The organism is Teichococcus wenyumeiae (assembly GCF_003696345.1).
GTDB classification, from domain to species: Bacteria; Pseudomonadota; Alphaproteobacteria; order Acetobacterales; family Acetobacteraceae; genus Pseudoroseomonas; species Pseudoroseomonas wenyumeiae.
This window is the reverse complement of record NZ_RFLX01000128.1, coordinates 1-1,963: the sequence shown is the minus strand read 5'-3', so window position 1 is coordinate 1,963 and position 1,963 is coordinate 1. Positions and strand designations below refer to the sequence as shown.

Annotated in this window: 2 protein-coding genes; both read left to right on the top strand. The window is 61.5% G+C overall.

The annotated features are described in order from the left end of the window. Positions 1-507 precede the first annotated feature (507 nt). Complete coding sequence (locus EBE87_RS28155; protein WP_120641192.1) at positions 508-801, top strand: type II toxin-antitoxin system HigB family toxin; 294 nt, start codon at positions 508-510, stop codon at positions 799-801. Beyond that, on the top strand, positions 801-1,172 hold the full coding sequence (locus tag EBE87_RS28150) for a helix-turn-helix domain-containing protein (protein WP_120641193.1): 372 nt from the start codon (positions 801-803) through the stop codon (positions 1,170-1,172). The genes EBE87_RS28155 and EBE87_RS28150 overlap by 1 nt, the downstream gene beginning before the upstream one ends. Positions 1,173-1,963: the final 791 nt, after the last annotated feature.

Here is a 1,963-nt window from a genome sequence, read left to right as displayed (position 1 = left end):
AGGTGAAGATCGGCATGGCCAACTTGGCGTACAACTTTGCCCGCCTCGCCTGGCTCAGCACCCGAGCTGCGCCCGCATAACCTCACAGCGCCCAGGAAGAGCGGTACCCGCCGCCCAAAGCCGGTGACCCAGTCGGGTCAGCAGGGGCACGTCACAGCCTGAGGCGACAACCCTGTTCACGAAACCTGCGAAGCGACGGGTAATTCGAGGTCCCCACTTGATGACCGCCGACCAGTACCGCCGTGCGCGCAACAAGGCCTTCTGGATCTGGCGGCAGGAGACGTGTGTCCAGGCGTCCGTGTAAGGCCACGCAGGCTGCGTCGCTCCACCAAACTCGCCTGGTCATCAAACAACGTAACAATGCCGCTCGGAAGCGGTGAGGTCCCCCGTTTTGGGGAAAACCCCCTTGGCAGGCCTCGGCGCCCTCGAAGGGGAACCTTATCAGGCCGTTCCCGTAACGGGAACATTCCTCTTGTTCCCAAATCAGGAACGGGCTATGTCCTGTTCATGCAGATCATCGCTAAGCGGACGCTGAAGCAGTTCTGGGAACGGCACCCACAGGCCGAGACCCCGCTTCGCGTCTGGTTCGCTCTGGTCAGCAAGGCCGAGTGGAAGACCCCTGCTGACGTGAAGGCCATGTTCAACTCGGCCGACTTCGTGGCCGACAACCGTGTAATCTTCGACATCAGCGGTAACAAGTTTCGCCTGATCTGCAGAGTGTCCTACGGCTACCAGCGGGTTCTGGTTAAGTTCGTCGGCACCCACAAGGAATACGACGCTATCAACCCGGAGAGCGTGTGATGAACATCCGTCCCCTCACCACCGAAGCCGATTACGACTGGGCTCTGGCCGAGGTGGAGCAGTATTTCGATAACGAGCCGGCGCCTGGTACCCCGGAGGCCGATCGCTTTAACGTGCTGTCGGCTCTGATCGAGAACTATGAGGCCAAGCACTGGCCGATCGAGGCGCCGGACCCTATCGAGGCCCTGCGCTTCCGGATGGAGCAAGCCGGCTACACCCAAGCCGACTTGGCTCGCCTCCTCGGCTCTCGGTCCCGCGCCTCCGAAGTCCTGGCCCGGAAGCGCGGGCTGACGATGGAGCAGGCCTATAAGCTGTTCAGCGAGTGGCATATCCCGGCCGAAGTGCTGATCCGCCCGTATCATCTGTCGTGAAAAAGGGCGCCCAGTGGGGCGTCCTTGTCGGCGGCAGTTACCAGCCCGTCAAAGGTCTGATCGGATGGTGGCGGGGCGTGGGCACATCGGCAGATCGGCATAGGCCTGGCTCAGGCGAGAGGAGTAGAGCTCTCAATCTGAGAACTCCAAGGAGGCAGCAGTTTGTCGCAGAAAGCCCCACCTGTTGGCTCCAGATGGATAACTCCAGACCCAGCCATGCGCCGCAAGGTGGCCCTGGTAGACGTTGATGGCTCAAACCGGCCCATCGTCCTCTACTGGCGCGGGCTGGAGATGGAAAAGCGGTCCTGTACCCTCCAGGCGTGACACAGATGGGTGGGGGACAATAAGGCGAGCATGGCGAGCGACTGACGTCCGCTGTGAATAGGCGTCCAGCCGTAACCCCGTGAAAACTGCTCCTATACCTTTGAGGTTTCTGCTGATTTCGCTCAGAGTCTGTTTGAGAATGGTCGCGGGTCGGCCTAGCGGGTCTTTTCCGCGCCGGAAGCGTCAGGTTCTTGCCCCGATGCCCCGCATCGGGGCAAGGGCCTTCCTGCCCGGCACGAAAAATCCCTTGCCAGCCTTCCGCCGCCCCATTCTCAAACATGGGGTAATCGGGGCGGGCATTCTCCCGATCCGGGGTCGTAGGATCGCATCTCGTAATACTGGCATCGGGAGAGCCGCCATGGAGCAGTATGTCGCGCTGGATGTCTCGCTCAAGGAGATCAGCGTCCGCGTGATCGACGTTGCGGAGGCCGTGGTGTTCGAGGGCAAGGCCGCGGCAGATCCCAAAT

Excerpts from the sequence above, each read along its gene's own strand:
- EBE87_RS28155 (WP_120641192.1), top strand. The coding sequence starts at position 508 with ATGCAGATCATCGCTAAGCGGACGCTGAAGCAGTTCTGGGAACGGCAC.
- EBE87_RS28150 (WP_120641193.1), top strand. The coding sequence starts at position 801 with ATGAACATCCGTCCCCTCACCACCGAAGCCGATTACGACTGGGCTCTG.